The 14,588-nt window shown below is 45.8% G+C and carries 14 protein-coding genes, 1 tRNA gene and 1 rRNA gene; 9 read left to right on the top strand and 7 right to left on the bottom strand.

The window, feature by feature from the left end; translation table 11 throughout:
• Nucleotides 1–2 precede the first annotated feature (2 nt).
• Nucleotides 3–118: ribosomal RNA gene (gene rrf, locus AACV20_RS02255) — 5S ribosomal RNA — on the top strand.
• Nucleotides 119–210: 92 nt separating this feature from the next.
• Nucleotides 211–301: transfer RNA gene (locus AACV20_RS02250), tRNA-Ser, on the top strand.
• A 650-nt stretch (nt 302–951) separates the two neighbouring features.
• Here the strand turns inward: AACV20_RS02250 and AACV20_RS02245 are convergent.
• From AACV20_RS02245 to hemC, 4 genes are read right to left on the bottom strand one after another with little or no spacing between them, the layout of a single operon-like run.
• A complete protein-coding gene (locus AACV20_RS02245; protein WP_170907889.1) occupies nt 952–2,133 on the bottom strand; it encodes a heme biosynthesis protein HemY in 1,182 nt (393 codons plus the stop codon).
• Nucleotides 2,133–3,314 (bottom strand): uroporphyrinogen-III C-methyltransferase, encoded by a 1,182-nt coding sequence (locus tag AACV20_RS02240; RefSeq protein ID WP_170907888.1) that lies wholly within the window; start codon nt 3,312–3,314, stop codon nt 2,133–2,135. Before AACV20_RS02240 ends, AACV20_RS02245 begins: the two co-directional genes overlap by 1 nt.
• Entirely contained in the window at nt 3,298–4,059 is a 762-nt protein-coding gene (locus tag AACV20_RS02235; RefSeq protein ID WP_170907887.1) for a uroporphyrinogen-III synthase, read from the bottom strand. The genes AACV20_RS02240 and AACV20_RS02235 overlap by 17 nt, the downstream gene beginning before the upstream one ends.
• A gap of 3 nt (nt 4,060–4,062) precedes the next feature.
• On the bottom strand, nt 4,063–5,001 hold the full coding sequence (gene hemC / locus AACV20_RS02230) for a hydroxymethylbilane synthase (RefSeq protein ID WP_026028808.1): 939 nt from the start codon (nt 4,999–5,001) through the stop codon (nt 4,063–4,065).
• 350 nt (nt 5,002–5,351) lie between these two features.
• On the opposite strand from hemC, the gene AACV20_RS02225 reads away from it, so the two are divergent.
• The gene (locus tag AACV20_RS02225; RefSeq protein WP_170907886.1) at nt 5,352–7,880 is read left to right on the top strand and encodes a class I adenylate cyclase; all 2,529 of its coding nucleotides are present in this window, start codon (nt 5,352–5,354) and stop codon (nt 7,878–7,880) included.
• Between the two features lie 44 nt (nt 7,881–7,924).
• Here AACV20_RS02225 and cyaY read toward each other — a convergent pair whose 3' ends face one another.
• On the bottom strand, nt 7,925–8,239 hold the full coding sequence (gene cyaY / locus AACV20_RS02220) for an iron donor protein CyaY (RefSeq protein WP_017044535.1): 315 nt from the start codon (nt 8,237–8,239) through the stop codon (nt 7,925–7,927).
• A 75-nt stretch (nt 8,240–8,314) separates the two neighbouring features.
• On the opposite strand from cyaY, the gene lptM reads away from it, so the two are divergent.
• Genes lptM through yigB form a run of 6 tightly spaced genes read left to right on the top strand, consistent with a single transcriptional unit; the run spans nt 8,315 to nt 12,909 of the window.
• Nucleotides 8,315–8,434 carry an LPS translocon maturation chaperone LptM gene (gene lptM / locus AACV20_RS17595; protein ID WP_033197445.1) on the top strand — a complete coding sequence of 40 codons (120 nt, stop codon included), beginning with the start codon at nt 8,315–8,317 and terminating at the stop codon, nt 8,432–8,434.
• Nucleotides 8,435–8,463: 29 nt separating this feature from the next.
• A complete protein-coding gene (gene lysA / locus AACV20_RS02210) occupies nt 8,464–9,717 on the top strand; it encodes a diaminopimelate decarboxylase (protein ID WP_170907885.1) in 1,254 nt (417 codons plus the stop codon).
• Between the two features lie 11 nt (nt 9,718–9,728).
• A complete protein-coding gene (gene dapF / locus AACV20_RS02205) occupies nt 9,729–10,559 on the top strand; it encodes a diaminopimelate epimerase (protein WP_010319875.1) in 831 nt (276 codons plus the stop codon).
• Nucleotides 10,560–10,583: 24 nt separating this feature from the next.
• Nucleotides 10,584–11,288, top strand: a complete 705-nt coding sequence (locus AACV20_RS02200; protein WP_019281077.1) for a DUF484 family protein — start codon at nt 10,584–10,586, stop codon at nt 11,286–11,288.
• Nucleotides 11,260–12,192 carry a tyrosine recombinase XerC gene (gene xerC / locus AACV20_RS02195; protein WP_010319873.1) on the top strand — a complete coding sequence of 311 codons (933 nt, stop codon included), beginning with the start codon at nt 11,260–11,262 and terminating at the stop codon, nt 12,190–12,192. Before AACV20_RS02200 ends, xerC begins: the two co-directional genes overlap by 29 nt.
• 3 nt (nt 12,193–12,195) lie before the next feature.
• On the top strand, nt 12,196–12,909 hold the full coding sequence (yigB, locus tag AACV20_RS02190; RefSeq protein ID WP_017042048.1) for a 5-amino-6-(5-phospho-D-ribitylamino)uracil phosphatase YigB: 714 nt from the start codon (nt 12,196–12,198) through the stop codon (nt 12,907–12,909).
• On the opposite strand, the gene AACV20_RS02185 is transcribed toward yigB, so the two are convergent.
• Nucleotides 12,895–13,500: a tRNA-uridine aminocarboxypropyltransferase gene (locus tag AACV20_RS02185; protein WP_017042049.1), complete on the bottom strand. Its 606-nt coding sequence runs from the start codon at nt 13,498–13,500 to the stop codon at nt 12,895–12,897. The genes yigB and AACV20_RS02185 overlap by 15 nt on opposite strands.
• The gene (locus tag AACV20_RS02180) at nt 13,501–14,529 is read right to left on the bottom strand and encodes a COG3650 family protein (RefSeq protein ID WP_170907884.1); all 1,029 of its coding nucleotides are present in this window, start codon (nt 14,527–14,529) and stop codon (nt 13,501–13,503) included.
• Nucleotides 14,530–14,588 lie beyond the last annotated feature (59 nt).

Genomic DNA, 14,588 nt, shown 5'->3' with positions numbered 1-14,588 from the left:
TGCTTGGCGACCATAGCGTTGTGGACCCACCTGACTCCATGCCGAACTCAGAAGTGAAACACAACAGCGCCGATGGTAGTGTGGGGTCTCCCCATGTGAGAGTAGGACATCGCCAGGCTTTGAATATCGCTTACATATCATTAAAAATATGAAAGCAAAACTAAAAATATAGCATTATCAAAGTAAGACTAATTTTTAGTGACAATTTGTGGAGAGATGGCTGAGTGGTTTAAAGCACCGGTCTTGAAAACCGGCGATGGTTAATAGCTATCCTAGGGTTCAAATCCCTATCTCTCCGCCACTTTTAAAGAAAAAACCGCTGTTTTTACAGCGGTTTTTTTTCGTTTTATATCAACATGCCAATCTGGAAAATTAATAGCTTAATTCAATCTCTCGAACATATCTTGATCACCCTATCTGTACTTTCCAAAAATCGATTTACACATTGAACACCTCAGACATAATGTCGTCGTGATCCGCAAAACTTTGTTGGTTAGCATGAGCTAACTGCACACTTGCTCTATTGGATTTAGCACGGTGAGTAGGAGGAAACGTGATGACACTAACATGACTAAACTGCACTTATATACCTACCAGCACCATTCATTATAACGACGGCCTCACCTATTCATTTTTAGGGGCATGCTGACCCAAGCCGACCCAAATAAATACGCATATTCAAATAGCTGTGGCTTCACAGTTCGAGGTTTTGTGCCGTGCTCGGCCTTAAGTCAAATGGCATTTTGATCAAGAAATTATCCAGGAAATCCCAGGTGTTCAAGCGGGTAATAGTAGAATTAGGATGGTTTTTGTTGGCTCGCCAGCGTTTTAAAATCGGTGCTATTAAGGCTATCCATCGTGATATTTAACAATAGCTAGATAGCCTTAATGAGATCGTACTTTTCTTTAATTGGTATAAGGTTATTTTTAGGTGCTTAGTTAGATTGCCATTTAAACATGCTCTATCATGGTCAGTGCCTTACGTGAGACTTCTGCGGCGGCTTTAGGGTAGTTTTGTTTTTCAAGGCTATCGGCAAGATAAGCGTAATCAGATACATTGGCACGGAGCGATAACGCTTTTTCCAAATGGCTTTGCGCCTCCGCCCATTTCTGCTCTCTCATATACAATTGAGCCAGTGCGCTGTGTGCTTCGGCGTTACCACTATCCTTACTAATGGCTTCTTGTAACAACAAAATTGCTGGGTATCTATCTGGTAAATTGAGCTCTGCCAATAATGAATACAGAGCTGGCATTGGGTGTTTTTTTAATGTTTCTTTAATGACGGTAAATGCTTCCGAGTCTGCTTTTCGTTGGATCAACTGTTCGATGAAGCATTGAGTTAAAATGACGTCGTTTTTGGTTTTCCTTGGGAGCTTGTCCCAATGATTGATTAAGCCTTCGCTACCTTGTTGCTGGGCCACGTTTTTTAGTAAACCGCATTGTGCTTTTTGGTTCAGTTGTTGGCTCTCGTCCGCATTAATCTGTTTTGCTTTTTGGAGCTTAGGTAAAAGCTCAAGCAGCGGTTGCCACTGTTCTAGGTGCACGTATGTTGTCTTGAGTAAGTTGAGCACGATGGTGTTATTCGGATGAGTGGCTTGTAATGCTGATAAAGTGCTTAGCGCCTGATCAAACTCTCCTTCTCGTACTTGCTGCTTGGCGCGAGTTAATTCAACGGCTAGGCCTGCATTACTTTGTTGACTGGCGAGATCTAAATAGTGATCTCGTTTTGCTCTATCGCCCATTCCCTGCGCGGCTTCCGATGCAACAAGATAGCAGAGCAGCGGCATATCATGGTGGTTCGCCCAGCAAGTGACTTTCTTTTCTGCCTGCTTCCAGTCTCCCTCTAGAAGTTTAATGATACCTTCATTGGTATAACGGCGAGAGCGCTTTAACTTACGTACGCTGAACCAGTTTAATGTGTTTGAACTGGCGTAGAATGCTTTTTTGAGGAGATATTCTAAGCTAAATAATCCAGAGAGGAGTGCAATCACAAAGATCACTAAGGTGGTCACGCTCATCTCTATTGTTCTATTAGCTATAGAGATAAGAACATAACCTTGCTGGCCAGCATATTGGGTTCCGACAAATAAACCGGTCCCTAATACTACAAAAAGAAAGATGACTCTAAACATTACTTATCCTCCGTAACGCTCATTGGAGAGACTTCACGGCGTAGGCGTTCAGTGATGACATCAGCAAGTTCGTGCTGAGTTTCAAATTTAACTGGATATTGCACTTGTATATTTTGTTTACTGAGCTGCAATAGCGCGTGATTAAACTGCTGCACACTCTGATCATCGGAATTAAAGAAGCTGACTGACCATTTATCTGCTGTGTTCAGTGCCGTTGTATAAATTTCTTGTTGTTCTGCGTATACGGCTTTAATGGCGGTTTCTAATTTTGCTTTGAGATTTTCTTTTAGATAGAAGTGCTGTTCAGGTGACAGTAACGGAATGGCATTACCGTCTCGAGTGCGGAAGGTAATGAAGTTCTCCGAGAAGTCTTTCAATGAGCTAACGAGATTATTTTGCCAGTCGTTAATATTTTCGGAAACTTGTGGTGCTGATTGCTGCTGAGTTTCAGGCAACATGGCATTAGCCAGCGGTAGAGTGTCAACTTGTTGCTGTAAGGTTGTTAAGCGTAACACTAGCCCTTCACGATCAATCAATGGGATGATTTTGAGCTGAGTAATGTCACGCGCCATGGCTTTGCGTAGTGGAACTAAGCTTGGGTCATTCAATTCAGCAATGCGCTGATCAGCGCTTTCCATTAGCTTGGTCGCGCTGACGATGTCATGTTCTAGAAAAAGTTTACGTCCTGCCAGTTTTACTAAGTAGTCTGCTTCTGCTAGTAGCCAGTCGTTGGGACGGCGGCCTTTGATATCAGCTATCGCCAGTTGCAAGCTGTCGATACTTTTTTGCTGTTGATTCAAGGCTACGTCAGTTTTGTGAGTGAGTTGGTCCGCTTTGGTTTGTGTTTCTTGCTTTATTTGATTGATTTCAGCCGCGAGCTGACTTTGGGTTTGTGTTAATTGAGCCTGCAATACGTTGATTTTGGCTTGGTAAAAGGCGTCTTTTTGCTGCATTTGATAGGCAATACCACCACTGAAAATGATGGATAGGCTAATTGCAATAACAGAAAGTTTGATGCTGCGCTTTGCTCGTTTATCACTCTTTTCTTTAGGCTGAGACGTGGGATCCTGCACGTAACTTTTTGGTGAATCAAGGTTATCCGTTGCGTCTTTTTCTGTAACCAGAGGAGGTGTGGCTGCTTTTTCAGGTTCAATATGCGGGTTATTATTTTTGCTTGTCATGCTTAGAGTCCTGTCTAGATTGGCTAATACTAGCCGCGAGTTCTGTATTGGAGGCGCTTCCCACGTTCGTGACGCACCCAAATCCCATGTGCAGCGCCTCTTGTCGAATTCGCTCGCTTGGGACAAAAAGAGCTAAATTTAGCAGCCAGAGTCGTTGTGAATCAGAGAATTGATCCATCATAAAATTGAGTTGACCTGAGCTGGTGACAACTAACTGAGTGACTTGCTGTTGCTGCCACAGAGATATCGATTCAGCGGCACAGAAGGTGATCGTATCGCGTCGATACACTTCCTTATATACCACATCAGCACCACGCTCGATTAAGCTGTCGTGGATGAGCTCACGTCCGCCATTACCACGCAAAATCATCACCTTAAGGCCCGATATTGATTGCAACTGCGGTAGGGCAAGCAGGTGTTCACTGTCACTTATCTGCGGATAGTGTACTTTTTGTTGGCTTAATTTGCTGAAAACATGTGCGGTTTTTTGACCAACGGCAAGGTATCTGGCGTCATTTGGCCAAAAATATCGGTGATCTTGCAAAAATTGATGACTGAACGTCACCGCGTTTTGGCTAACCGCAATAATAATGTCGCATTGCTGAAGTTCTGGGAGTAAATGCGGGAGATCGGCTCCCGCATTAATCTGAATCAGCGGATGGTGAACGGAGCGGATACCGAGATCCGCTAATTGTTGGCAAAGTTCAATCCCTTGATTTTCGGGGCGAGTGACCAACACCGTCATGCTTTATTCGTGCTCGCAGTAGAGTTTGGACAGAATATCTCGCGCTCCATCATTGAGCAATTGATGGGCAAGCGTGATTCCTAGTTGCTCGGCATCGGAGCGGTGGCCGCGAATCTCACCTTGTACAATCTTAGAACCATCAGGCTCACCGACTAATGCTCTTAGCCAAATATGATCACCATCGAGCAATGCGTAGCTACCGATAGGTACTTGGCAACCGCCTTCTAATGTTAGGTTCATGGCTCGTTCACATTTTACGCGATCAGCCGTGTCAGAATGGTTGAGTGGCGCAAGTAATGCTCTTAAACGTTCGTCATCTAAACGGCATTCAATCCCGACTGCACCTTGCCCTACTGCAGGAAGCGATTGTTCTGGTTCAATAATGCTGCGAATGCGATCTTCCAGCTTCAGACGTTTTAAACCTGCTGCGGCGAGAATAATCGCATCGTATTCACCTGCATCGAGTTTTCCAAGACGAGTACCGACATTGCCACGCAATTCTTTAATCACAAGGTCTGGTCGATATGCTTTGAGTTGGCATTGGCGACGTAGGCTGCAGGTGCCGACGATGGCACCTTGAGGCAGTTGTTCAATGCTTTGATAGGTGTTTGAAACGAAAGCATCACGTGGATCTTCGCGTTCACAAATTGTCACTAGTCCAAGCCCTTGAGGGAAATCGACGGGAACATCTTTCATTGAATGCACTGCTAAATCGGCACGGCCTTCAAGCATAGCGACTTCCAACTCTTTGACAAAAAGCCCCTTACCACCCACTTTAGCTAAAGGCGTATCTAAAATGACGTCGCCTTTGGTTACCATGGTCACTAATTCCACTTCTAGGCCAGGATGAGCCGCTTGCAGCGCATCTTTAACATAATAAGCTTGCCAAAGGGCGAGCGGGCTTTTACGTGTGGCGATTCGAATGGGTGTTGCGTGAGTCATGATAATCCCGAGTGTAGGTAATGGATGGTTTAATCCTATCATTCCCGCTATGAAAGGTTTACTACTAGATCGTCGCTGTGAAGGATTGATGAAGAGATAGCATAAATTGGTCAAAATTGTGTGATTTATATCTCGTTTATATAATGAGCTATTACGACAAAGTGTAAATAGCTACGACACTATAGCTAAGGTCGTTGGAGTGCATTGTAGGCATGCTCTGCCTGAGTGTGATATGCATCGAGAGGGCTTTACCAAATGGAAAGAAAATGTTAGATTGATCACGTTTTTTTGGTGCTTTAGAATAAAATATAATCAAAGCGCGTGTTAATGTTTCAACCAAGGAATCAACCTTGCAGGCTTACACCAAGACGTTAATTCAACGATTAGACAATCTCAACCAGCAACGTACCGAGCGTGCGCTGGCGCTTATGGATTTGCAAAGTCAACGTGTATTTCATTTCATTCCTGCATTACTGCACTTCAATCACCCGATTATTCCCGGCTACTACGATGCAAAAGTCCCTTATGGTGTCTATGGTTTTGAGCCTAACGACATCCAACGTCAGTTGGTTGAAGATACAGAACTCACCTTAGGTCAACCCTTACCGACAGTAGACACCCCCGCTATTCTTGCTCTGTATACCATGGGCAGTACCTCGTCGATCGGTCAAAGCACCTCGAGTGACTTAGATATTTGGGTATGTGTAGCATCGAGTATGAGCTGTGATGAGCGGGAAAGCTTAAGCAACAAATGTTTGTTGATCACTGATTGGGCAAAGAGCCAAGGGGTGGAAGCTAACTTTTTCTTGATGGATGAGCTACGTTTTCGCAGTAATCATTCTGAGCAGATGACAGGCGAAAACTGCGGTTCATCGCAACATCTTCTGCTATTAGACGAGTTCTATCGCTCTGCTGTTCGGTTGGCAGGCAAGCGTTTACTGTGGCAAATTGTGCCTCCTGAAATGGAAGAGTGCTACGACGAATACGTGCACGAATTGTGCAGCAATGATTACATCAATTGCAGTGAATGGATCGATTTTGGTAAATTGAACCGCATTCCTGCTGAAGAGTATTTCGGCGCAAACCTTTGGCAGCTTTATAAAAGCATCGACTCGCCTTACAAGTCAGTGTTAAAAGCGATTCTGCTTGAGGCGTATTCGTGGGAGTACCCACACACGCAATTATTAAGCATTGATACTAAACGACGGTTTTTTACTCATGAACCTGATTTGTACAGTATGGATGCTTACTATTTGATGCTTGAAAAAGTGACGCGTTACCTTGAACGCATTGGTGATTCTGCCCGTCTTGATCTGGTGCGTCGTTGTTTTTATCTCAAAACGCATGAAAAGTTATCCCGTGAGCCGAGCTTAGGCTCAGTGGCATGGCGTCGAGAAGCATTAAGCCACATGATTCAGCAGTGGAATTGGTCGGAATCTGTTGTTCAAGAATTAGACAATCGCCGTAATTGGAAAGTCGAACAAGTTAAAGTTGTCCACCATGCGTTGTTAGATGCGTTGATGCTGAGCTATCGAAACCTGATCCAGTTTGCGCGTCGTAATGACATCACCTCGGCCATTAGCCCACAAGATATATCAATCCTCGCGCGTAAGTTGTATGCGGTGTTTGAGGTGTTGCCGGGTAAAGTCACGCTACTGAATCCACAAATTTCGCCAGATCTGCACGAGCCGGATCTCTCGTTCATTCAAGTTCGAGAAGGGCGAACCAATAAAGCGGGCTGGTATCTGTATAAACAGCCTCTGGTTGCCCATCGTATGATTGGCCAACCTTTCCTTGAGCATAATGAATACCTCAGTAAGCTGGTCTCTTGGGCCTTCTTTAATGGTTTGATCACGGAATCAACTCATTTGCATTCAGTAGTACGTGACGCACAGTTGGATATTGATAAGTTCTATCAAATGGTTAGCGATTTGCGTAATACCTTCTCGTTGCGTAAGCGGCGGCCGACCATGCAGGCCTTAGCGAGCCCTTGTGAAATCAGCCAACTGGCGATGTTCATCAACTTTGAAAATGATCCTACCGCGGAATTAAGCGGTAAATCGCTCAAAATTGATTTGAAAAATATAGATATTTTCAGTTTCGGATCTGAGCAAAAAAGCTTAGTCGGTAGTGTCGATTTAGTGTATCGCAACTCGTGGCATGAAGTACGGACTCTCCATTTTACTGGCGAAACGGCGATGCTCGACGCGTTGAAAACCGTGCTTGGCAAAATGCACCAAGATGCGCTACCGCCAGAGTCTGTCGATGTATTTTGTTACAGCAAAAGTCTGCGTGGCGTGATGCGCAACATGGTGTACCAGTTGCTGGCGGAATGTATCGATTTGCGTTTGAAACCGGTAGAGCAAGAGAAACGTCGCCGTTTTAAAGCGTTACGCATTGGCGATCAAATGTATGGCCTGTTTTTTGAGCGGCGAGGGGTTTCGGTACAGAAGTTGGAAAACTCGGTAGATTTTTACCGCAGTATTTCAACCAACAAATTGAAAGGTTCACCGCTGTTAATGCTCGATCGCGATCAAGATTATCAACTGCCGGAAATCGTCGATGGTTTTGCTAGTGAAGGCTTAGTGCAGTTTTTCTTTGAAGATACCGACAAAGGTTTCAACATTTATGTGCTGGATGAGTCGAACCAAATTGAAGTCTATCACCAGTTCAGCGGTGAAAAAGATGAGATGATCACCAACGTCAACAGCTTTTATACCTCAGTGCGCGACGGTAACCCACTCTCCGCTAAACTTATTAACTTCAATCTGCCGCAGTATTATCAAATCGTCCACCCAGAAGAAGGGGAAAGCTATATTGTCCCTTATCGTAACGATTCTGCGCTCTATTCTCGTCCTTCAAAAGCGGTCAACGCTTAGTTCGGTAGCGCCAAGTCACACATCTGTCACTTGGCGTTGTTGCTTTACACCCAGTCGATCGTTTCGCCAGCGTGTTTTTCACATTCTTGTTTCACCATCGCAATCAATTCCAGCCCTGTTTTTGAACAAATCCAGTTTTGGTCGATCAGTTTGAAATGGAAACCGCCTGACTTTGATGCCAGCCAAATTTCATGCATTGGCTCTTGGCGGTTAATAATAATTTGGCTGCGGTCATCAAATTCTAACGTCATCACATTGCCTGAGGTTTCGTAATCAATGTCGGCACCTGCGTTGTCTATCGCTTGTTCAATGATTTCTAGCTGCTCATCGACAAGTTGGTGAAATTCAGTATCGTTCATCCTGTCTATCCTATTGCTTTTCCTGATTGTGGTGCGATTATAGGGGGCATTGACTCAATAATCACGACATGCAAAATGAAAAAATCAATCGCTGCACTTTTTATGTTGTCACTCCTTGCTCTCGCAGGGTGTGGTCAAACCGGGCCGTTATACATGCCAGCAGAGCCTGAGCAGAGTGAACAACCTCAGCCATAGTCATTGATTTAGCTTAAAGGAAACGAATTTTGGATTACTTCAATTATCAGGACGATGGTCAGCTTTGGGCTGAAAATGTCGCATTAATAGAGTTGGCTGAGCAATACGGCACGCCTTTGTATGTCTATTCTCGCGCTACTTTAGAGCGTCACTGGCATGCTTTTGATAAGTCGGTAGGCGAACACCCTCATCTGGTGTGTTATGCGGTGAAGGCTAACTCAAACTTAGGCGTATTAAACACGTTGGCGCGTTTAGGGTCAGGTTTTGATATTGTTTCGGCAGGAGAGCTAGAGCGTGTGGTGGTGGCGGGTGGTGACCCGGCGAAAGTGGTATTTTCTGGCGTAGGTAAAACGGAAGCGGAAATGAAACGCGCGTTGGAGCTCAAGATTAAATGCTTTAACGTTGAATCAGAGCCTGAATTAGCACGTTTAAATAAAGTGGCTGGCGAGCTGGGTGTCAAAGCACCGATTTCACTGCGCATCAACCCTGATGTGGATGCACAAACCCACCCTTATATTTCAACCGGTTTACGTGACAATAAGTTTGGTATTGCTTTTGACCGTGCACTGGATGTTTATCGCTTGGCACAAAGCCTAGAGAATCTCAGCATTCATGGTATTGATTGCCACATTGGCTCTCAACTGACCGCTATTGCCCCTTTTATTGATGCAACCGATCGCTTACTTGCGTTAATTGATCAGCTTAAAGAGGAAGGGATCACCATTAAACATTTGGATGTTGGTGGTGGTTTAGGTGTGGTGTATCGCGATGAGTTACCCCCGCAGCCTTCCGATTATGCCAAAGCCTTGTTGGCGCGTTTGAGTAACCATCAAGATCTCGAACTGATTTTTGAACCGGGACGTGCTATTGCGGCTAACGCGGGCGTGTTGTTGACGAAAGTAGAGTTTCTCAAACATACCGAACACAAAAACTTTGCCATTATTGATGCGGCGATGAACGATTTGATGCGTCCAGCGCTTTATCAAGCTTGGCAAGATATTGTTCCTGTTGTGCCGCGCCAAGGTGAAGCGCTAACCTATGACTTGGTTGGGCCTATTTGTGAAACCGGTGACTTCTTGGGTAAAGATCGTTCATTGGTCTTGGATGAGGGAGATCTACTGGCGGTTCGCTCAGCAGGAGCTTACGGTTTTGTGATGTCTTCGAACTATAATACACGTACTCGCGTGGCGGAAGTGATGGTGGATGGTGCACAAACCCACCTTGTTCGTCAGCGTGAAGCACTATCGAGCCTATGGGCATTAGAGCGTATTCTGCCGGAGTAAATTGAAGCATTATGCATTTCCATTTTTCTAAAATGCACGGTTTGGGTAATGACTTCATGGTCGTTGATTGCATTACACAAAACGTCTTCTTCTCCCCTGATTTGATCCGCCGCTTGGCGGATCGTCATACTGGCGTGGGGTTTGATCAGCTATTAGTGGTTGAAGCGCCGTATGATCCGGAAAGTGATTTTCACTACCGTATTTTTAATGCCGATGGCAGCGAAGTTGAACAATGTGGCAACGGCGCACGTTGCTTTGCTCGCTTTGTGCGGATGAAAGGGCTGACCAATAAGTACAGCATTGGAGTTACGACTAAAAAAGGCAAAATGGTTTTAAATGTTGAAGAGGATGATCAAATCACCGTCAACATGGGCATACCAGAATTTGAGCCTAATAAGATTCCATTTCGAGCCAAACAGGCAGAGAAAACCTACATCATGCGCGTTGAAGAGAAAACCTTGTTCTGCGGGGCGGTGAGCATGGGCAATCCGCATGTGGTGACAGTGGTGGAGGATGTGACAACCGCTGAGGTTGAAATTTTGGGTCCACTGCTTGAATCTCATGAGCGTTTTCCAGAGCGTGTTAACGCAGGCTTCATGCAAGTGCTGAATCGCAATGAAGTGAAGCTACGTGTTTATGAACGTGGCGCGGGTGAAACTCAAGCGTGTGGCAGTGGTGCGTGTGGCGCGGTTGCCGTTGGTATTCTTCAAGGGTTATTGGCGGAAGAGGTGACAGTACACTTACCTGGTGGCTCGTTAGAGATCCACTGGCAAGGGCCGGGTAAGCCACTCTATATGACAGGCCCTGCGACTCATGTGTTTGATGGTCAAGTCTCTTGTTAGGGTTAAGTAAGATAAGGAATCGTTTTGTCACACGTTGAAGCGGATGCACTCACAGCCGAAGTTGTGGCTGAATATTTACGAGATCACCCAGATTTTTTCCTCCAGCGTTCAGAGCTGGTTGACAGGCTCTCCTTGCCGCACCATCAACAAGGTGCGGTCTCTTTGGTGCATGTACAACTGAATCGTCAGCGCCAGAGAATTGAGGAGTTAGAGGAAGAGATCACAGCCTTTATGTCATTAGCGGCCAATAATGACCGCACTTTCCACGAATTTATGGATCTGCAAGAGCAGATCTTAAAATGTCATTCAATGCCGCAAGTATGTAAGGCAATAGAAAACAAAGCGCAAACCTTAGGTTTGGTAGCGTATATTCGTTTACTGGCCTCGCCTGAAACCGATTATCAATTGACCCAAGAGCAATGGCAGCGTTTTGCAACTAACCATTTTAATGGCAAAAATGCTTATTTAGGGCGTATGAAAAAGTTGGATCGCCAAGCGTTATTTGGTGAACAAACCGCTGCGCCAGAAATGGGTTCGTATGTGGTGCTACCATTAGGTAAGCGCTCATCACAAGGCGTGTTAGCGTTTGCAAGTGAAGATGGCGGCCATTTTCAACCGAGTATGGATACCCTCTTTTTACGTCATTTGGCGTTAGTTCTCTCTCATTTAATTGAGACTCTACCTTGGCAACCGATTGAGCATGACCGAATCAGCCACACCTCTGCCTAACGGCTTACAGCAGCCCTTAACTCGCTTCTATGAATATCTGCGGAGCGAGAAAGGGTTGAGCTTGCACACCCAACGCAATTACAAACAACAGCTGGAAACCATGGCGCAGCATTTGGTGCAGATGGGGCTGAATCAATGGCAACAAGTCGATGCCGCTTGGGTGCGACAGCTGGCGAGCAAAGGGATGCGTGAAGGGATGAAAGCCAGCAGTTTAGCGACGCGTCTCTCTTCATTGCGCAGTTTTTTTGATTTCTTGATCTTGCGTGGTGAACTGACGGCTAACCCGGCCAAAGGCGTTGCAGCACCGCGTAAAAAACGCCCGTTACCGAAAAACTTAGATGTGGATGAAGTCGCGCAACTACTCGAAGTCAAGGATGATGATCCGCTGTCAGTGCGCGATCGAGCCATGATGGAATTGATGTATGGTGCTGGGTTGCGTTTAGCGGAGCTCGTCAGCATTAACGTAAAAGACCTGAGCTTTAGCCGCGGCGAGATTCGAGTGGTGGGTAAAGGGGATAAAGAACGTAAGGTGCCTTTTGCAGGCCAAGCCAAAGAATGGGTGGCGCATTGGTTGAAAATACGAACGCAGTTTGCGAACGCTGATGAGCAAAGCTTGTTTGTTTCAAAGCTGGGTGTTCGTATTTCGCATCGCAACGTACAAAAACGCATGGCCGAGTGGGGGCAAAAGCAGGCGGTGGCTAGCCATATTAGCCCACATAAACTGCGCCACTCTTTTGCGACTCACATGCTTGAATCGAGCAATAATTTACGTGCTGTGCAAGAGTTGCTGGGTCATGAGAATATTTCGACGACGCAAATTTATACTCATTTGGACTTTCAACATCTTGCGCAGGCCTATGACCAAGCGCACCCAAGAGCACGTAAAAAGAAACAGAGCGAGTAACGCATGCACTTTTATCGCAATATCGGCCCCATTAAAGCGATGAGCTTTGATTTGGACGACACGCTGTATGACAACCATCCAGTGATCCGTCATGTTGAGCAGCAAATGGTCGTGTGGCTGCACACTCATCATCCGCTTTCCGCGACGCGTCCGATAAGTTGGTGGCAGCAACTTAAACAGCAACTGGCGCTGCAAGAGCCACTGCTCGGTCATGATGTCACTCAGTGGCGATTTAAGCAGATAGAACAAGGCTTAATTCAGTTAGGCTATTCGCCGCAACTTGCTTTACAGGCTGCGCAGAATGCCATTGAAGAAGTGTTGCGGTTACGTCACTTAATCACGGTGCCAGAGAAGACGCACCGCGTGATGACCGAACTGGCAAAGCGCATGCCGTTAGTGGCGATTACCAACGGCAATGTTGACCCGCACAAAATTGGCTTGGGGCATTATTTTCAACAAATTTTTAAAGCGGGTCCCGATGGCTTGGCCAAGCCGTATCCGGATCTTTTTGACAAAGCGCAGGCTGCATTACAGCTACCTGCAGCCTCGATTTTACACGTTGGTGATCATCTGATAACCGATGTGCAAGGCGCAAAATGTAATGGTTTTCAAGCCTGTTGGTATAACGATCAAGGCCAAACCTTGCTCGCCAGTCGTAAGGCCAAAGTGTTGCCTGATATTGAAATCCATCAACTGGATTCATTACTGCAGCTTTAGGGCGTGACCGCTTTTATCCGCTTGAAAAGCCTTGAGATAGTAAGTGAAAAACGCGCGTAACTCTCTCGCGTTATTTGGTTCTCCGAGAGAGTTGAGCAGCTCAACGCCCACTTCTAACGTGCATAAATGACCAGCATCTTGATTTCGCCTTAATCCATACTGAGAGATTTGATTTGGGGTGAGGTGTAGCTGCGGTAAATCGGATAACCAAGGGCTCTTATTGAGCATCTTCTTGGCTTCTTGCCATGTCCCATCCAGGATAATAAACACGATTTCCTGAGTGTCAGACGTTGAGAGAGATTGGTATTCGGTGAGCGATTGACTGCGCGTCGAAGGGAAAATAACCACAGCGTTTAACTTCTCATCCAGAATTCTCTTTTGTAATGATTTCGCCGTAGAGACTCGGTCCCAGATGTACACTGAGGAATTGGGCAAGCTACGCAGCAGCAGTTTGCCAGTATTGGTCGCTCGATGCGGTTCATTTTCATGCATCAGTAGTGCAATGCGCAGTTGGCTATCCAGTGTTGGTTGCAGTGAACAGAGGCATTGATAGCTAAAATGGCAAACTGGGCAAGGGCAAGGTCTGGTCACTTATGGTGTCTCGATATTTTCAGAAAATAACGTTAAACCGCCATTGGCGATAGGGTAGAGTACATCGCCCACCTTCTCTTTTTCTGCTTTCAGTTGGTAACCAGTGCGAGTAAAGATACGTTCAGAAAGCAGATATTGTTGCTGGTGGCGCGTCATGACAACTTGGATCTGATTTAGGTTTAATGGTTGCCAAAACCCCTTTTCAACGGTCGATGGCTGACCATCGTTGTAGTCATAATGAGTGCTAGCGGTATGATCCGCATTCAGTTGCAAACGAATCGTGAAATCCCTATTTTGGGTCGAAGTAGCATGATAATCCCCAACCCATGGAAGCGTCGCATCACTATTACCTAAGGTGGCACACCCCTGATAGCTTTTCTCACCGACTTTCAAGGTGGAACTCCAGCCGTACAGCGAGTCACTCATCCCGTCACTGCACATTTTTTGTGTGAGGAGCAGCGAACCTTGATTCATTTGGTACTCACGCTTAGTTTCAGATAGCTGACTTTTTGTGATAGCGAATGTTTGAGTTTCACCGCTGATGGTTTGAAAGTTAAGGTTTTTCCCTTCAAAGTGGATGGACCATGATGGTTCGTTGCCAAAAGCACGTGTCGGTTTGAGTGGTTGATTGCAGCGTTTAGGATTTTCAGCACTGAGCATATTGATGCTGGTCACGTTGAAACGTGCGCTGGAATCGGCATCGAAGCCTGTGCGGCTTGGTGCTGATAAAGTACCGATGAGCTCTCCATACAAAGGCTGATAAGGCGAGCGAGCCAAACTCAAGGCTTGCTGAGTCTGCTGTGGTGTCAGTGCTAGCCAATATTGTTGATTGCTACCACAAGGTGTAAAGGTTTGCGCCTCATGACCTACCACGACTTCTCCACGCATAATAAAGGACTGTGCTTTGATTGAACTGGGTTTATCCAAACTCGCCATCGGTACGGCTGGTGGCTGTGATGCGTTGTGTGTCGTACAGGCTTGCAGCATTAATGTGGTCAATAACAGCGCGGAACAGTGAAGCACTTTCATAGCAGACTCTTTTTGGGCAATGCAACGAGACTAGATTATGGCACAAAGGCGCTGGCAAA

The sequence above is a fragment of the Vibrio sp. B4-6 genome (assembly GCF_963888245.1).
GTDB classification, from domain to species: Bacteria; Pseudomonadota; Gammaproteobacteria; order Enterobacterales; family Vibrionaceae; genus Vibrio; species Vibrio anguillarum.
Note: the sequence above shows the minus strand (reverse complement) of the source record. Positions and strands in the feature narration are given on the sequence as shown.

Coding starts and splice junctions, on each gene's coding strand:
- yigB (WP_017042048.1), top strand. CDS start 12,196: ATGCACTTTTATCGCAATATCGGCCCCATTAAAGCGATGAGCTTTGAT.
- AACV20_RS02245 (WP_170907889.1), bottom strand. CDS start 2,133: ATGTTTAGAGTCATCTTTCTTTTTGTAGTATTAGGGACCGGTTTATTT.
- AACV20_RS02180 (WP_170907884.1), bottom strand. CDS start 14,529: ATGAAAGTGCTTCACTGTTCCGCGCTGTTATTGACCACATTAATGCTG.
- dapF (WP_010319875.1), top strand. CDS start 9,729: ATGCATTTCCATTTTTCTAAAATGCACGGTTTGGGTAATGACTTCATG.
- AACV20_RS02235 (WP_170907887.1), bottom strand. CDS start 4,059: ATGACGGTGTTGGTCACTCGCCCCGAAAATCAAGGGATTGAACTTTGC.
- xerC (WP_010319873.1), top strand. CDS start 11,260: ATGACCGAATCAGCCACACCTCTGCCTAACGGCTTACAGCAGCCCTTA.
- hemC (WP_026028808.1), bottom strand. CDS start 5,001: ATGACTCACGCAACACCCATTCGAATCGCCACACGTAAAAGCCCGCTC.
- lptM (WP_033197445.1), top strand. CDS start 8,315: ATGAAAAAATCAATCGCTGCACTTTTTATGTTGTCACTCCTTGCTCTC.
- cyaY (WP_017044535.1), bottom strand. CDS start 8,239: ATGAACGATACTGAATTTCACCAACTTGTCGATGAGCAGCTAGAAATC.
- AACV20_RS02240 (WP_170907888.1), bottom strand. CDS start 3,314: ATGACAAGCAAAAATAATAACCCGCATATTGAACCTGAAAAAGCAGCC.